The sequence below is a fragment of the Shewanella waksmanii ATCC BAA-643 genome (assembly GCF_000518805.1).
Taxonomy (GTDB): Bacteria; Pseudomonadota; Gammaproteobacteria; order Enterobacterales; family Shewanellaceae; genus Shewanella; species Shewanella waksmanii.
This window is the reverse complement of record NZ_KI912497.1, coordinates 92624-109025: the sequence shown is the minus strand read 5'-3', so window position 1 is coordinate 109025 and position 16402 is coordinate 92624. Positions and strand designations below refer to the sequence as shown.

Below are 16402 nucleotides of genomic sequence, written 5' to 3'. Positions count from 1 at the left end.
TTCGCTGGCTTAATAAGCCATGATACTGTGATTTGCTTGCAGCATGACGCGGCTTTTTTTGTTAGGTTAGAGTCGTTACGCAACGATGCGTATTGAACAATGACCAACAGGATGGGTGGCATGGACGAGCATATTGTCATACTAGTAATTGCACTTATTGTGCTGTTTTACGGCTACATTTCTAAAGGATTATCACGACTTAACATCTCCGGTCCCATGGTTTTCACTGGGCTTGGGCTGCTACTATCACCACTGGGTTTGGGGATTACCCAAGTAGAAGTAGATGCCGAATTTGTGACGATTGTTGCAGAGCTGGCACTGGTGTTGGTGTTATTTTCCGATGCCGCTTTGCTGGACTTATCATTGCTGAGACGCTCGTGGCACATCCCTGCAAGATTGCTATTTATTGGTCTGCCAATAACGGTGGTGCTAGGCACATTTGTTGCGGGCTATTTCTTTCCCGAATTACCGCACACCTCGTTACTGTTATTGGCATTGTTATTAACGCCGACCGATGCTGCTTTAGGTAAAGCGGTGGTATCAGATCCTAAGGTGCCAAAGCATATTCGCTCAAGCATTAACGTTGAAAGTGGCTTAAATGACGGCATTATCTTTCCGATCTTATTGACCGTTGTCGCACTGATTATGAGTGGCCTAAGTGAGGCGCAGGATCATCAATGGATTAGCTATGTCGGCCAGCAGATTGTGTTTGGCGCTTTGGTCGGTGGGCTGGTTGGTTTCATTGGCGCTAAGCTACTTAATAAGGCGAATGCCGCCAAATTAGCAGAATCTAGCTATCAAAACCTCATTCCAATCGCCTTGGCCATATTAGGGTTCTATTTAGCAGAAACCTTGTCTGGAAATGGCTTTATCGCGGCATTTTTTGCTGGATTGTATGCCGGTAACACGAGCGAAGCAGCTCGTGAGCACATCGAAGATTTTGCCGAAAGTGAAGGTGAACTACTGGTGTTGGTAAGCTTCTTTATTTTTGGTTTGGCTTTTGCGCCTATGACGTTAGCGTACGTCACTGTGGATGTGTTGCTATATGCTTTGTTGAGCTTAACGGTATTGAGGATGTTACCGGTGATGGTATCGCTATTGGGGGCTAAGCTCGATCTATCAACCATGGCATTTATTGCTTGGTTTGGCCCACGTGGAATTGCATCCATTTTATACGTGCTGATAGTTGTGCATGAGATGGGGTCTATGGAGGGGCTAGAGACTGTGTATGCTGTGGTGGCGCTGACCGTACTAATGAGCATTGTCGCTCATGGACTCAGCGCGCAGCCACTAGCGAATTGGTATAGCCAGCGACAAAAATCGGCAAGCTCTGAATAACTCAGCATATCGCTTGGCCTGTTCAGAGGGCCAAGCGATATTTACCTAAGACTTAACCTGCAATGGGCTTATGCCCTGAATGTAAGGTTTCTGCACTCTTAAACAACATATACAGGCAGGTAGTGATCAAGCACACTCCTAAGTAAACGATGAGCCTGTTATCTGCCTCGGTAAAAGTAGTGGCTAATAGTGGGCCTAAAACCGAGCCAACGCTGTAGCACAGCAGCATCATTTCGGTCGCTGAAACCATTTTCGCAACTGGCAGACCATCACAAGCCAAGGTAATGGCGATAGGGTAAAGTGCAAAACTACTTGCCCCTAACACCAATAAACTTGCCGCCATCATCGTTAAGTTGGTTGCCTCAAGCACACCTAAAACAGCGCCGCAGCCGAGCAAACAAAACAACGCCATTAATAGGCTTTTGCTCATGCGGGTCGACATAGCACTGGCGATTGGCTGAATGGCCATTCCACCTACAATAATACACGCCATCAACAAGCCTGTATGCTGTGCATAAGGGCTCACAAGGGTCAAATACGATGGCATTAAGCCGTATATTGGCCCCAATAGTAAACCTGACACAATACAGCCTATGATAGCGGGGCGGCTAATATGGCGCACTTCTTTACGGCTTATGGCCTGCTGATCATGACTACTTGGCTGACCCTTGCGGATAAATACCGGCACTAAAATAGCGGCGCATAATAAGGCCAATACCGACACAAAAGGCAATAGCCCGTTGGTCCCTAGCGCTGAGATAGCGAGCTGACCCACAGCGCTGCCACCATAAAGTGCTGCCATATAAAGCCCTAACCTTTTTGCGCGCTGTTTGGCACAGTTTGCCATCAATAACCATGACTCAACGACAACAAATACCCCAGCTACAGCCATACCGGCAATAAACCGAGCCAGTAGCCAGGTGATCTGATGTGGCAGCACTAACATCAAAATGACAGTGCTAGCGACAATACCGAGAAACAAAATGAAGGCGCGACGATGACCGCATTTTTTAATGATTCCCTGTGTGCCAGTCGCGCCCAAAAGCAAGCCAAAATAGAACACACTCGCTAACCAAGGGGTTAATGTTGGTTCAAGGCCAAAGTAGGGTAACGATAGCGGGATCAAGCTCATTAAAAAGCCTGATGCAATGGCGAAGAAAGCCAAACCGACAACGGGAGTAATGATGGTGTTTTCTTCTAGGTGTTTTTCTACTTTTTCTGGGGTTACTGAGGCCAATTTAGTGCTACTTAATTGTTTATTTTAGGCTGTTTGATGGTTCTTGGCGTCCTAAGCGCTATTATTGCCTAGGGCTATTTGCGGCGAATGTAGAGCTGTCGGTTGATTAAGTAAAGTTAAATTTATGACTGCCAAATAGATTTGATGACTTTTTATACTGAAATGTTACTTAGATCATGCTTTTTAGGCTGTTAAAGCTGATGTTAGTAGTCCTAGTAAGGGGGAATGATCATGGCTAACTTTCAATAGTGCTGCATAATGGAGTATGAAACAAGCACAGAAAAGAGAAGTGGCGTTACAGTTATACATAGCTTATAGGCTGTAATAGTTTGATTTATGCTTATTTGGATTGTTTTTTTGATAGCTAACAGTCGATGGGTGGGTGTGTGGTGTATAAAACTAGTTTTGTCTGTGATTTGTTTCAACAAATGCAGGCGAGGGAGGTGCATTAAAATCGCAGTCAACAAGAGGTATCAATAACAAGTTTGGGATTTAGTCATTAGCGGCAAGCCAACAAAAAAATGGCGATATCTTTGACTGCAGCAGCAAGATGTCGCCATGTTCAGCAGTGCTATTTTTTTAAAACAATTTTCTTGTAGCTGTATACGGCTAAAGATAACAATACTGTGATTAATATATAGCGATTAAACAGCATGAAACTGATGGGCTGCTGACCTATCTCTAATATCTCCTCCGCGCTCACGCCTATGGCAATAACGAAAATGATTTGATACAGGTGCTTAATACTCAGTGTTGCTAGCGGTACCTTAGTGCAGCCAATGTAGGCACATAGCCAACCTAGTATCGCACCAAATGCCACATCTTCAGGCCAATGTGCACCAACTGCGATACGCGAAAGCGCCACCATGAATGCTAAAGTTAATACGGTCACTTTTGCTCCCCAGCTCTTAGCCATTAGCCACACTACACCAGCAAAAGCGAACGCTGTGGTGGTATGTCCTGATGGAAAGGAACGCTCATATTCGGCGCGGCCAACAATATGGCTAACCTCCACCAGTGCGGGAGGCCTTGGGGCATCAAAATATGTCTTAAAACAATAAACACTAATCATACATAGCGCTGAAGCGGCTAATACTTTAAATAGCCAGTGTGGCCGATAGATTAAGCAGATTAGCATTAATGCGCCAGCGGTAAGACCTTCACCAATGTCGGTAATACCCAGCAGTAACCAGTCGGGGATATGGCTTCCAAGTTGATTAAGCACATGGAAAGTTTCTACGTTGGTAGCACTACGTAAGGTCAATACGTGGATCACAAATAAGACCAGTAACATTGCTAGGGCATGATGGTTGGCATTAGTCGATATAAGTAATTGTTTTGGACTTACATTGACGGTCTTTGAAGAAGGTAACATAGCCTATGTATCTCACTGTTATTATTATTGTAAGCTGCAGGGCGATGCTTAATCGTGTTGGAACGACCTGAAGCTAAATGTTAAACCAAGGCAGTCAAGAATGCCGTGTTCAAAATCCATTTCAGTGTCAATTTTGCGGCCACCTAAATCTTGGGCCAATCAGGGCATGTTTTACTAGAATAGAGGTAAAGTCAATTGTCTGGATGTAAATATTTTGTTATCAGGTCGAGGTTGAGTGTTGAAGTGATAGCTAAAGTGGCGAAATCGGTAACAGAAGTCTCTGATTATGATTGCGTTTTATGGCCAGTTCTAGCCCGAACTGGCCTGCTGTCAAGATTTGCTATCGTAGCGAAATAGCTGATTAGGAAAGCGTTAACGCGACAATTTTTAATGGGTGGTTACCGTCAAAAGACGGGAAATCTTCATGACAATCGAGCCATTGATGCTGAGTCACCTGCCTACCTTGTTTTTCTACACAGCGCAGTAAACTAGTAAACCACTGCTCACGATCCACTTTAGCAACGTTGTTGCAGCAAACAATGCTACCGCCGCTGCGGGTTGCGAGCATTGCAGGTTTAAACAAGCTCTGGTAGTCATTGATAAGATCGACGGTGCCAAATGGACTTTTGGCATAACGTGGCGGGTCGAGAAATACCAAATCAAATTGAGTGGCGTCGAGTTTAGGGTAGCGCGGCAGCTTTTGGTTGCGGCGACCACCGACTTTCAAGCCTGCCAATTGACGCATTGCAGGAAAAGCGTCACTTTGTATAAATTCACATACATCTTCAACGTGGTTGAGTTCGGCGTTACGTTGTCCGGCAGCAAGTGCGAACGACGAAAAATCGATATTGACCACCCGTGTTGCCCCGCCGACGGCTGCAGCCGTGCCGATCCCACAAGTATATGAAAACAGATTCAGTACCGTTTTGTTGGAGCTGTGAGCTTTTACATACTCTCGCCCCACGCGCATATCGAGAAACAGTAGCGGATCTTGCCCTTCGTGGCGTAGTTTACTGGTGAACTTAATATCATTTTCGTGCATCACCATTGGGGTGCTGGCGAGCTGTTCCAATTCGGCGCTGAGCGGATTAATGACACGGGAGTTTTTCTGCGAACGATCATTATAGATCACTGGCAGATCAGCTTGTTGCTTTAACTGCTCGCTGATCTCGCATTGCTGCTGTGTGGTTAAGGTTTGATGAAATGTTTGAATCAACCAAGCGCCGCCATAACGATCGACGTTAACCCCATTTGCGCCTTCAACAGTGCCGTGAAAGACACGATAGCAGTCAGTGTTTGCAAGCTTAGCTTTGGCAAGAAAATCCTGCCGTTGCTGCAGGGCATCTGTTAATAAAGACGAGATCGACATAAACTGGGTGCTCATTATATGGGGCAAATAGGGTTACCAAATAGGCATCCCCTTTCAATGGCTGGCATGATACCAAAGTTTTGCCGATAACTGGCCAATATCAAGATGATTTACTGGCTAAATGGAGCTTTTATCGATGAATATCGTTTTAGTACATGGCATTTTTAATACTGGCGTTGTGATGCGCAGGTTACAGCGAATGCTCCAAGATGCGGGTCATCAATGTTCAACGCCAACGCTGTCGCCTTTTGATGGCCGTTTGGGTATTGTTCATGCCGCTCACCAATTAGAGCGCCATATTAAAGAGACCTATGCTAATCAAACGGTAGTGTTGGTGGGCTTTAGTATGGGGGGCATAGTTTGTCGTTACTATGCTCAACATGTCGCCCAAAAGGGCGATGTGAGTCATCTGTTTAGTATTGCCGCCCCTCATCATGGGAGCTATCTCGCTTATTTGCCATATCCGTCGATAACGATGAAACAGCTACGTCCTAACAGTGAGTTTTTACGGCAGCTTCGCGATGATGATGTCAATTTGGATGGGATAAAGTTATTTTCCTATCGTACCCCTTTAGATTTCACTATTATCCCAAGTCGCAGTTCAGTATGGCCTGCAGCTAGCAATCAATTGTTTTGGATCCCGTTGCATTTGAGTATGGTGCTGAGTTCGGCAGTGGGCAATGCGATAGAGCAGCAGTTAGCTCAAACCAATTAACCCCAGTAGTTGTTATACCTGTGAGTGATAGAGAGTCGTAAATGAGTAAGCTGAATCAAACAAGCGCAGCAGTAATCGATGTGTTAATGACTAAGGACGGCAGTCATACCTTAATGAGTCGCCAGTTTGATGATAGCTATCATGCCCATAACGGGGCAATGAGCGAGTCTCAGCATGTATATATTGATGCCGGTTACCGTGCACTAGCGTCACTGGTTGAACAGGTCTGTATTTTAGAGTTAGGCTTTGGCACTGGCATGAATGCCGCGTTAACTTTACAAGCCGCGCTTAAAGAAGGTGATTTAATCAGTAAGCCAATCCGCTATACCAGTGTTGAAGCTTACCCTGTCCCGTTTGAAGTGATTGCACAGCTTAATTATGTCCAGCAGTGGGGAGAAGAATTGCAGTCGCTGTATCTGCGTATGCATCAAGCTCCTTGGAATTGCGATGTTGAGATTATCCCAGGGTTTGTTCTGCATAAAGTTCACGGCAAGTTGGCTGATTATGTGAGCAGCCACGCGCAGTTCAATCTGGTGTATTACGACGGTTTTGCGCCTAGTAAGCAGCCTGAGTTGTGGACTATTGATAACTTTCAACATATTTGGCCTATGCTAATCGATGAGGCTATGCTGGTGTCGTATTGTGCCAATGGTCAATTTAAACGAAATCTCAAAGCAGCGGGCTTTAGAGTGAAGCCCTACCCTGGAGCCTTAGGAAGACGTGAAATGACCCGCGCGTGGAAAGGCAATCTCTCCATTGATGCAAGTTAGTTTGTAACAAGCGATTAACTGAACTTTCAATTCTTTTTAAAGTCGATAGATTAGAGGCTAAAGCTTTAGCTTAATCTATCACAGGGAGTTGTTATGCCGCTTATAAAGGCAAAGTGGCACTATTTGTCGGGACTATTACTCGCCAGTAGTGCAATATTTTCAGCACAGGCAGCCAGCAACAATGCCGCTGTAGCGCTTGATTCATACACCATTGATGTCGATTTCAAATTGACTCATCCGATTTTACCGCTAAATCTCACTCAAGCCCCAGGTAAAGAATTGGTTCTATTTGGTGTTGATGACAAACAACAAAGATGGTTATCGGTGTTTGAAATGGATGCGACAGAGGGCTACCAACAAACTTTTAGTATCGAAGTACCCTATGGTTTTTATGGTTTCGATACCACAGAAGATACCAGTGAGCGATCGCAACAAGACTTGTATTTTCTTTCAAGCGATGCGGTATATAAAATGGTTTTGGCCGAAGGTAAAGTGACCTTTGAGTCCTTACATGACATTGCGCCCATTACACTTAAGAAGCGCGTAGAGTTTATCACCCGCAGTGATTTTGTTCGCGATTTAAACAAAGATGGCCAGGATGATTTTTTTATTGCTGGCCTACAACAATCTACGCTTTATATGGCAACAACTGATGGCTATGATGCAATCGAATTGCCTATTAGTCCACAGGTAGACCATTACAGTGACGGTGCGCGTTACCGTGCAGCTAAGGTGTATTTTGTCGATTTAAACCTCGATGGTTTAGATGATATTGTTAAAGTTGGTGAGGGGGAGTTTGAATACTACCCTCAACTTGCCGGAGGCCAATTTCGCACCATAGCGCAATATGTACCCGTTAGCTTAGCCATTAGTGCTATAGATTGGTGGAACAAACGTGATGCCTACGGTGAGTCACTAGATCAAAGTGATTTGATTTATCGTAAAGTTGAGCAGCTTAAAGATATTAATGCCGATGGTATGGCTGATTTAGTGATCCGTTATACCAAAAGTTCAGGGGTGCTTGATCGGGTTAACGATTATGAGATCTACCTCGGTGAGAATAAGGCCGGTTTATTGAGTTTCCCCAAGCAGCCAAGCAGTGTGATAAAAGCTGATGGTACCCTAACGGGCTTTGAATTGGTGGACATAGATGATGACGAAGTCAAAGAGGTGATGGTGGCTGGTTTCGATATCGGCTTGTCGCAAATTATTGGCGCATTGGTTTCTGGCAGTATCGACCAAGATGTACACCTATTTAAAATGAACGCCAGCAATGCTTATGCGGATAAAGCCAACACCAGCAAGGAAGTTGAGCTCAGTTTCAGTTTAACTTCCGGTCAAAGTGGCACTCCGGTGGTCAAGCTGCTGGATCTTAATGGTGATGGCCTTAAAGATCTGTTGTTATCTGATGGTGATGATGAGCTGCGTTTTTATGTGGGTGAAAACTCCAGTAAATTGTTCTCTTCTCGCAGTGATAAAATCAATATTGTGCTGCCGCAAGATGGCGAAATGTTATCGAGTGCCGACCTTAATGGTGACGGCAAGCATGATTTAATGATTAAGTATGGCCGCCAAGATGACGTTGAGCTGCAAAGTCAGTTTAAAGTGATGTTATCTAACTAGTTGTAAATTGTGGCACAGGGAAAAAGTAGCCTGCTACTTTTTTCCTGTGGTTACGGTCAATTCATCTTAGCTTTGGCGGGTGAACCGGTAGGACTGGATTTGTACATCCTCACCTTTTACTAGTGTGTAAGTATCAACCAAAATAATATCACTGCCCGCGAACCTAAGCTCAATACGCATATTCTCTCTCGCTTGCCCATTTAGGGTGCTACCAGCGACTTTGACCGGGTAGTATTGGTATCGAGCAGTCGCTTGATTAAACTCGCCAGCAAAATGCATATCAGGGTTATTGTCGAACGAAGTCATTAGCTTGTAACCCGATTCTTGAGTATAGCTCAGCTGAACTTGACCATTTACGTTGTGGGCTTTGCCATTAACTAGTAGGTCATCTACTTGCAATTGTGCTGCGGTGGTTTTGGCTAAGGAACCAGAGGCCTTGCCTGTTGCTTCAATGCGCTCGCCATTGCCGTCCATTGCCCAAATGTTCACGCGCCACTGGCCACTGAAATTATCCAGCGCTTGCCATGTTTGCGCAGCGGAAGCTGTTTGATTTTGAGCCGGTAGGCCATTAATGTTGATGTTTTTACTCGCATTTTCGTTGCGATAGTCTTCTCTGTCATTGTGGTAATCTGCTGCCGCACCAGTTGCAGCTCCTACCATAGCGCCTTTAGCGGCCAATCCAGCATCACCGGCTGCAGCACCCAGTGCCAGTCCGACAAGTGCGCCGCCAGCGGCTCCTGTTTTAAGGCCCCTGTGCTCGCTCGTTTCACTATCACCGGTGGAGGCACAACCGCTCAAGCCGAAAATAAGTATTGATGTAAATAATGAAGTTTTGATCGCAGTCATAGCATTACCTTAATAGTGTGAAGCTGTTCATTGGCGTCTATTTAACCAAAGTCTCAGTTGCTACTTAAGGGCAAGCGAGTCAAAAAATATCTATACTATGCCTATAGTTAACTTGTTATCTTGTACAGCTAACATTCAGTTTATATCGATTAATTGGGGGGGATTGATGGCTAACTCAAGCTATACCGGAATAGATGAGTATTTGTTTCAGAAACGTACTCAGCTTGGGTTGTCACAAGATGGATTGGTGCAGGCATTGCAGCAATTTAGCCCTTTGTTCAATGAAATAGATGTGCTCACGGTGAGTCGTTGGGAGCGAGGTAAGGTGAGCCCTAATATTCGTCGACAAGTTGCGCTGATGGCTTTTTTTGGCGATGAACCACATCTCTTGCTCACGAACCCAGAGTTTAATCTTAAACAGCTACCGTCTTTGACAGCCTTTCAACAAATGTTAGATAAGCAGATGAATGTCAATCATGTGATGGGTGCCCACCCTTACATTCCCCATGAAGAGCAGTTATTTGAGAAGGCAGGTAAACAGGTGGATAACCTGTCACAGCGCCTGAGGTGGATTTGCCATTACCACCAAAATTTAACCGGACAAGGTGCTGATTGGTCAGAAGCTTGGTTAGCTCAGCTAGTGGCACACCCGTCAACGGAAGTATTGTTTTACCAACATGATGATATGTTATTAGGCCATGCTATCTATGTGCGGGTCTCTCAAGTTACTTTGATGGCGTTGCTTAGTGGCGATTTAAAGGAAAGTCAGTTAGAGGTGGCGCACCTCGTTACCAAACAGCAAGCGGGTTGTTTGTTTTTATTAAGCTCGTATGTTGGGGGCCGATTTGTCGCTGAAGACTATTTAATGTGGCAGATATTTACCGTGTTAGAGAACCCTTTGAATTTGGCTTTGGGTTATAAAGCTCATAGTGACTTTGGGATTAAGTTAGCGGAGTTCTTAAACAGTAAAAAAATAGCCCAAGGGCCTCAAGTAGCAGGCCATCTACAGGGGGCAAAGTATCTCGGTAAACGCTATGGCTATGTGTCATTTTTACTTGAACGTGAAGAGGTGCTCTCATCACCTGTGATACTAAAAATGATGCGCGACACTCATACTATTTAATGTGTTTACCCATAGGTGTTATAACACTTTGGCTTTGTATCTGCGCTGCTGTTTAAGGGCAGGTTTAAATGGTGAATTTTTTGTTAATGTGGCTGCAATTATTGTGTCCACTCTGTTTTACGTGGCGATCAGCTAATTTACAACCCTGCGCAACCTCTCTTTTTTTAATATTATTTCAAATTGATACTTTTTAGCTTGTTTCGCATGTTTTGATATTTAAGTGTTTGTTTGTAAGGGTTATTTTATTTATTCCGCAACCACTTTTTCTCCGCGACACTGCCCCATTAATATTCGATTAATTTATCACCATTAAGATCTCATTCAGATTTGTCGTTGTATATAAGTGGCGTATTTATCCAGTGCTATTTTAGATAGTCAGCTGGAGCCATTTATTGAATATGACCAGTATTGAAATGTTTTGGGGGATATATGATTGGTTTAACAAGTCCAAATAGTGAAGCAAGTGCTACTCTTGCTGCGCAAGTGATTACATCTATTGGCGCCTTGGTATTACTTGTCACCCTCGTTGCCTTTGTGATTGCACTTTTTGAAGAATGGAAAGTGCTGCGCGATTACAATGAAAAAAAGCGCAACTGTAAGTTTTTTGAAAGCATGTCTCGGGTCAAACCTAAGTTTCGTTAGGTTAATTTTTTATCCGTTGTATTTCTCCTGTCACCAATCCCCTAGCCGCCCTATTGCCCTGCTGAAACAGAGTCATGTTTGATAATTCTTATCATGAATAGTGATTAACATACCTGTATTAATGTTTTACCAAATGTATCTTTGAATGTTTTTATCAATGTTTATCTGGATATGCTTAAATCTTGTTGGTTAATGATGTTTTTTGTATCAACTTAATTATATCTGCGTGTATTTTTTGTTGTAAATTTTCTTGATCGCCTTCAAATTTTAAATACTCCTTTTGGGGTAATCTGTCTCTGTTCGTTGTTGATAAAACGCGACTCAACGGAGATGATGAGTGATGATAAATACAAAAAAAAATAAACTTTGGTTAGTACTTGCGGCAGCTATGGCAGTGGGAATGGCTGGGTGCAGTGATGGTGAAGACGGTAAAGATGGTGAGGATGGCAAACCTGGTGGTGATGGTGATTCTGGTACATCTGGTTTACACATCGATATGGCACAGCAAGCGATCGCCAATATCACTAACTCAGCCTATGCTGATGGCGTTATTACGGTTGATTTCGAACTGGAAAATGCCCAGGATGTAGGATTATATGGGCTTAGTGGCGAAAACCCGTTCCATGACTTCCGCTTCTCGCTAGCACAGTTACAAGTTAATGAAGGTTCCGAGTTAAAACAGTGGTTTTCACTATTAAATGAGACCACTAATGATGCCGGAACGACGTTCGAGCAAGGCTTTGAACAAATAAAAGACTGTGTTGAGTGTCTGGTTGACCATAAAGATGGCACTTACACTTATACGTTTACCACGAACTTAACCACGGCTGAAGATCCAGCCGGTATTGTGTTTGACCCAGCTTTAACGCAACGTATTGCGATTGAAATGCAGTTTGAGTACGACTCTGGGCATGAGTTAGCAGAGAATGCGCACTATGACTGGATTCCTGCCACTAACGGTGTCGAAGGAATTGCTACTCGTGAGCTCGTTACCATGGAGGCATGCTATACCTGTCACCAGCCAGATAGCTTAAAAGCACATGGTGGTCGACGCTTAGATATGGAAAATTGTCAGTCTTGCCACAACGGATTAGTCACTGATCCTAATGCCGTTTCAGTTGAGATGGGCCACATGGTTCATGCTATTCATATGGGACCAAACCGCGAAGGTCGTGACACTGAGGGTAATATTGTCCCCATGCCTTATACTGTATCGGGTTATCACGGCGCCCATGCATTTGACTACCCAGCTTTCCCTACAAAACCCTTTATGGATTGCCAAACTTGCCATGTGGATGATGAGCAGTTAGCAGATAAAGATTTATGGGCCGCCAATGCTAATGCCAATGCCTGTGTCGGCTGTCATACCGATAGACCTGCACAGCACAGTGCGTCATTTGTGCCACCTGAAGGTGTAGGATGTATCTCATGTCACAGCACAGTGGATCACACTAAGCACGGTAACCCCTATGAAGCAGCCAAAGACTATTCTGTCACGGTTGCAGATGTGATGATTGATACAGCTAATAATATTAGCTTCAATATGCAGATCACCGATCCTGAAGGCAACTTAGTTGCTGAAGATGAGGTATATAAGCAAGGCTATAGCAAGCCATATATGGTGGTAAGCTGGGATGTTGATAAGGACTATCCAGATTATGATCAAGCTCCATATAGCGAGCGTCGTATCGACATTAAAGACAGCACCAAAGCGACTTGGAACCCTGATAACACGGTATCGGTAAGCGTTGATATCAACTTCCCAGCCGATGTTGCAGATAGAAGCTTTGAGATTCTGCCTGTACTAAAAGTGTGTTTTGTCGAAAATACCACCACACGCACAGCTTGTAGTGCAGACAATGCATATCCCGCTTATGTGCAGACTGATGCCTATCGCACTATTTTGAGCAAACCTGAAGCTGAAGTTGCAAATCGACGTGCAATCGTTGATGAAGCCACCTGTTTTGGCTGTCATAGCAAAGAGTTTTACCACGATTCAAATGGGGTGAATTGTATTGCTTGCCACACCAATGATAAATCGCTAAAAGGTAATGGAAATGCTGCTAATGGCGTGGCCTTGCTGAAGTCGACCAGCTTTATGTATAAAGCCCATAAAGCTACAGGTCATGACAATGGTCATGGTGGCAGTGGTACAATCTTGAAGACTGACTGTATGACTTGTCATGCTGAAGTTGAAGGTTGGAGCGGCAGTGATTATGGATTTGAGTTGGGCAGAAATGCAGGACAAGCTCATACAGTGCCTAGTACTCAAAATCCAGCAGCAGATGAAACTGTGGAAACATGGTATGCATCACCAGATGCTGCAGCATGTATGAGCTGTCACCAGAAATATATGTCGCCAGCAGCGATGGCGCATCTTGAAAGTAACGGTGCCTATTTCGGACCGGACAAACAAATGGCGAAAGACGCTAAAGAGGCGTGTGCAACATGTCATAGTCCAAGCAAAGTGATGGAACATCACGGTCACAGCTTATAAAAGAGTCGCGTACTTAGTGTAAGAACCTTGCTAAGTACGCTTGTTCTATCAGAGTTCTCCCTGCAAAAGTCAAAGGCACCAAATGGTGCCTTTTTTGTTTTGATTCAATTCTTTGTAAAAGCACTCTTTGAAGGGGTAATTGGCTAAGTTGTACACTTGTTCTATTTTTGTGTGGTTTTTTGTACAAATCGGTTGAGGTGGGTCACAGCCTGTCTGTCCCAATATGGACAGGATATGCGCTACGTAATATAAACTATAACTAAATAGGTAGATGAACCTATTTTTATCTATGACATAACAACAATGGCAAGCAATCAATTATTCATGCAGGGGGATAATGATGAGTACCGCCAACAATTCAGCAGGTCAGTTTGCATGCTTTCAAGAGTATGCGCTTATTAATCATGGTGCAGGAAATAAAGTAAAAAAACGTCTTTGGGAGCTCACACTTGATGAGTGTCGACAACGCACTAAAGTGCATGAAGCGCATGATTGTGATGATGATTATCGTATTCTAACTTTAAAGCTAGGTAAGAAAGTGTTGTCGCTTGAGCAAGTCCATCAAGGGTGTACGCGACTGCGGGTTCCTAGGGGCAAAGTGATGGAAATGCGGGATCGGTTACTCGATGCGGTTAATCAAGGGTTGTTTGATGATGAAATTACTGCCGCGCAACGACTACAAAAACGTCGATAGCTAAAGTATAAAAAGGGCGCACTTATTTTTTGTTGCGCCCAATAATAGCCGCGTGCAGATTAACTAAAAGGTTAATCTAGCTACACAGCCTCCCGTTTTAGCATCAGCTAAGTCAAACTCCCACCCGTAACGTTGACATAAGGCGTTGACGATTAACAAGCCTAACCCATGGCCTTGTTGATGGATTTCGCTCTCTGTTAAGCCGCGTCCTTGGTCGACGACATCAATATAATCGTCGCTGACGGTAACGATGATTTTTCCGCCATCGCTGGCGTTGATTGCGTTATTAATCAAGTTGGATATTAGCATTCTTAACACGGCTTCAGGTGGAGTGATTTGTGGTTGAGATTGCATATTCAGTTCGATTGATACCGCCTTTTTACTCGCTAATTCACTGACCGTTGAGATGAGTGTTTCCATTTCCGCTTGGGTGAGCTTTCTTTGCGGTTGCGGCTCGGATTGTCGACTTTCTTGCTTCACTAGGCTGAGTAGGGCATCTACCGTATTTTGCATGTCTGCGGCCGCTTTAATAATGCGTTGCTGTTGCCGCTGCTGAAAGTCAGGTGATTGATCATGTTGCAGTAGATGGCTCGCACCATGAATAATGGTCAATGGCGTGCGCAGTTCATGACTCGCATATCGAGAGAAAGTTTGTTCTTGTTCTATCAACTGGGCGATTTGAGCCTGGTAGCTATTGAGGCTTGCAGTTAAATGGTGGAACTCTTGTACAGCACCATCTGGTACTTGAAAGCGCTGCTGAGGTTGGCCGTTATGCAGCTGTTCGCTGAGCTGGCTGATAGGTTGTATCATGCGCTTGGTTAACTTAATTAATGCGTAACCGAACAGCAGAAATAGTGTTGAGGTGATGCCAAATACGAACACACTAATACGTCGCCACTCATTCTCTGTTAGCTCCCCGGTCTCGGCATTCATGACTAACAACAATGGATGGTGACTTTGCATCGCAACGTAGTCGGTGCGGTACACAAAAATATCACCTTGTTCACTTGCATTGGTCATTTCATTTAGAAAGCCTGAAGGTAAATCGGCTAACCCTTGGTACTGCTCCGGCAGCTGACTGAGATCGTTATATGCTGTGATGCTATTTGTCATCGTTAGCGGAGAGGGGGCACCCGCATTGAAGTCACTGACTGCTGTCACACTTGCGGCATAGAGAAGACGAGTGTTCACTTCATCTTCCAACCAGTAAAGCATACTTAAAGACAGGCCGTAAATAATCACCCCCACCATTAATGCAATCGAGGTAAAGTAGATGGTGAACTTGCGGGTGAGGCTTTCTGCACTGCTTGTTGACATTAGTGGCCACTTAATTCCAGTTTGAAGCCAATTTTGGGCACCGTCATGATCATTGGTTGCTCAAAAGGTTTGTCTATTTGATTTCGTAACTGATACATGTGACTGCGCAAAATATCATTACTAGGTGGTGAATCGCCCCATAGTTGATGGACAATTTCCTCTCGCTTTAACACTTGCGGGGCTCGATTAATCAGCAACAACAAAATTTGATAACAGGTCGGCGTTAATACTAGTTTCTTACCGCTGCGGGTTACTGAGTATTCAGCAGTATTAACTTGGAGTGGACCATAGTTAATGATGTTCTGGGCGACTTGGCCTTTATGTCGATTAATCAGTGCTGTTAACCTGGCCTCAAGCTCATCAAAGTCAAAAGGCTTAGCTAAATAATCATCGGCTCCGGCGGCAAAGCCTTTCAGTAAATCTTGTTTTTCATCTAACGCGCTTAGCATCAGTACTGGTGTATGGCAGCCTTCTTGTCGAAGTTTTTTGGCTATTGATAACCCATCCATCTTGGGCAACATAAGGTCTAAGATAATGGTGTCAAAATGACCGTTAATAGCGAGCTTAAACCCCTGCTCTCCATTACTGGCAAAATCCACTTCAACCCCTTTCGTTTCGAGAAAATCAGCGAGTATACCTGCGACATCAGGATTGTCCTCGACTATTAAAATTTGCGTCTTATTCATAGTGTTACCCTAAATGATTATCGCAACAAAGACAATAAAATATGATAATAAGAATACGATAATAAAAACATGATAATAAAAAATATAATAGTAAAAAATATGACAGAAAAGCATGGAAAAAATGTCAAATATGGCAGTAAAAAGTGAAAAAAATATCAATGAGATTTTTT

Annotated in this window: 14 protein-coding genes; 8 read left to right on the top strand and 6 right to left on the bottom strand. The window is 44.0% G+C overall.

The window, feature by feature from the left end:
* Nucleotides 1–120: 120 nt before the first annotated feature.
* The gene (locus L865_RS0120575) at nt 121–1338 is read left to right on the top strand and encodes a cation:proton antiporter (RefSeq protein WP_028774949.1); all 1218 of its coding nucleotides are present in this window, start codon (nt 121–123) and stop codon (nt 1336–1338) included.
* Between the two features lie 52 nt (nt 1339–1390).
* On the opposite strand, the gene L865_RS0120570 is transcribed toward L865_RS0120575, so the two are convergent.
* From L865_RS0120570 to L865_RS0120560, 3 genes are all read right to left on the bottom strand, one after another.
* Nucleotides 1391–2575, bottom strand: a complete 1185-nt coding sequence (locus L865_RS0120570; protein ID WP_028774948.1) for an MFS transporter — start codon at nt 2573–2575, stop codon at nt 1391–1393.
* 571 nt (nt 2576–3146) lie between these two features.
* Nucleotides 3147–3950 carry a phosphatase PAP2 family protein gene (locus L865_RS0120565; RefSeq protein WP_028774947.1) on the bottom strand — a complete coding sequence of 268 codons (804 nt, stop codon included), beginning with the start codon at nt 3948–3950 and terminating at the stop codon, nt 3147–3149.
* 361 nt (nt 3951–4311) lie between these two features.
* Entirely contained in the window at nt 4312–5319 is a 1008-nt protein-coding gene (locus L865_RS0120560; protein ID WP_028774946.1) for a class I SAM-dependent rRNA methyltransferase, read from the bottom strand.
* 136 nt (nt 5320–5455) lie between these two features.
* Between L865_RS0120560 and L865_RS0120555 the strand changes: the two genes are divergently transcribed.
* The 3 genes from L865_RS0120555 (at nt 5456) to L865_RS0120545 (ending at nt 8427) form a co-directional block, all read left to right on the top strand.
* Nucleotides 5456–6034, top strand: a complete 579-nt coding sequence (locus L865_RS0120555; RefSeq protein WP_037471709.1) for an esterase/lipase family protein — start codon at nt 5456–5458, stop codon at nt 6032–6034.
* Between the two features lie 41 nt (nt 6035–6075).
* Complete coding sequence (gene mnmC2 / locus L865_RS0120550; RefSeq protein WP_051484720.1) at nt 6076–6804, top strand: tRNA (5-methylaminomethyl-2-thiouridine)(34)-methyltransferase MnmC2; 729 nt, start codon at nt 6076–6078, stop codon at nt 6802–6804.
* A gap of 93 nt (nt 6805–6897) precedes the next feature.
* Nucleotides 6898–8427 (top strand): FG-GAP repeat domain-containing protein, encoded by a 1530-nt coding sequence (locus L865_RS0120545; protein WP_028774943.1) that lies wholly within the window; start codon nt 6898–6900, stop codon nt 8425–8427.
* A 66-nt stretch (nt 8428–8493) separates the two neighbouring features.
* Here the strand turns inward: L865_RS0120545 and L865_RS24670 are convergent, their stop codons facing one another.
* Nucleotides 8494–9273, bottom strand: a complete 780-nt coding sequence (locus L865_RS24670; protein WP_051484719.1) for a hypothetical protein — start codon at nt 9271–9273, stop codon at nt 8494–8496.
* Nucleotides 9274–9439: 166 nt separating this feature from the next.
* Between L865_RS24670 and L865_RS0120535 the strand changes: the two genes are divergently transcribed.
* The 4 genes from L865_RS0120535 (at nt 9440) to L865_RS0120520 (ending at nt 14229) form a co-directional block, all read left to right on the top strand.
* Nucleotides 9440–10396, top strand: a complete 957-nt coding sequence (locus tag L865_RS0120535; RefSeq protein ID WP_028774942.1) for a helix-turn-helix domain-containing protein — start codon at nt 9440–9442, stop codon at nt 10394–10396.
* A gap of 429 nt (nt 10397–10825) precedes the next feature.
* Nucleotides 10826–11038: a hypothetical protein gene (locus L865_RS0120530; protein ID WP_028774941.1), complete on the top strand. Its 213-nt coding sequence runs from the start codon at nt 10826–10828 to the stop codon at nt 11036–11038.
* A gap of 340 nt (nt 11039–11378) precedes the next feature.
* Nucleotides 11379–13535 carry an OmcA/MtrC family decaheme c-type cytochrome gene (locus tag L865_RS0120525; protein WP_211237713.1) on the top strand — a complete coding sequence of 719 codons (2157 nt, stop codon included), beginning with the start codon at nt 11379–11381 and terminating at the stop codon, nt 13533–13535.
* Between the two features lie 340 nt (nt 13536–13875).
* Entirely contained in the window at nt 13876–14229 is a 354-nt protein-coding gene (locus tag L865_RS0120520) for a hypothetical protein (protein WP_028774939.1), read from the top strand.
* A 63-nt stretch (nt 14230–14292) separates the two neighbouring features.
* On the opposite strand, the gene L865_RS0120515 is transcribed toward L865_RS0120520, so the two are convergent.
* Both L865_RS0120515 and L865_RS0120510 read right to left on the bottom strand, forming a co-directional pair.
* Nucleotides 14293–15546 carry a sensor histidine kinase gene (locus L865_RS0120515; RefSeq protein ID WP_037471708.1) on the bottom strand — a complete coding sequence of 418 codons (1254 nt, stop codon included), beginning with the start codon at nt 15544–15546 and terminating at the stop codon, nt 14293–14295.
* Nucleotides 15546–16232 carry a response regulator transcription factor gene (locus tag L865_RS0120510; protein WP_028774937.1) on the bottom strand — a complete coding sequence of 229 codons (687 nt, stop codon included), beginning with the start codon at nt 16230–16232 and terminating at the stop codon, nt 15546–15548. Before L865_RS0120510 ends, L865_RS0120515 begins: the two co-directional genes overlap by 1 nt.
* Between the last annotated feature and the right edge of the window lie 170 nt (nt 16233–16402).